The 387-nt window shown below is 66.4% G+C and carries 1 pseudogene; it reads right to left on the bottom strand.

The features are described from left to right. Positions 1-387: pseudogene (locus G3I56_RS43020) on the bottom strand (hypothetical protein); the annotation flags it as partial.

Below are 387 nucleotides of genomic sequence, written 5' to 3'. Positions count from 1 at the left end.
ACCCTGGCCCTCGAGCTGGCTCAGGAAGGAGTCCCACTGCGACAGGTCACGCTGCCCGAGGATGAACTCGAGCGTCGCGGTGTCGACCGAGTCCTTGAGCGGCGTCGCCAGGAGCGACGACTGCTCGAGCTCGGCCTCGTCCAGGGGTGCGCGCGGGAACGGGTCGCGCGGCGTGCGGGTCGAGAGCACCGAGTCGATGTACTCGACGAACGCGGGGACGTTGTACGACTCCTTGAGCGCCCGCGACTCGGTGGACCCGGCGAACACGTCGTTGGCGAAGCCGAGGTCCTTCTTGATGTCGATCGTGCCGCTCGGGTTGAGGTTGAGCTGCTTGTGCGTGTACTCGGGGTTCAGCGTGTAGGTGTCGCCGTCCTTGGTGTACGTCTC

It is taken from the genome of Streptomyces sp. SID12488 (assembly GCF_010548275.1).
Taxonomy (GTDB): Bacteria; Actinomycetota; Actinomycetes; order Streptomycetales; family Streptomycetaceae; genus Streptomyces.
The sequence above is the reverse complement of the archived record's forward strand: the minus strand, read 5'-3'. Positions and strand labels throughout refer to the sequence as shown.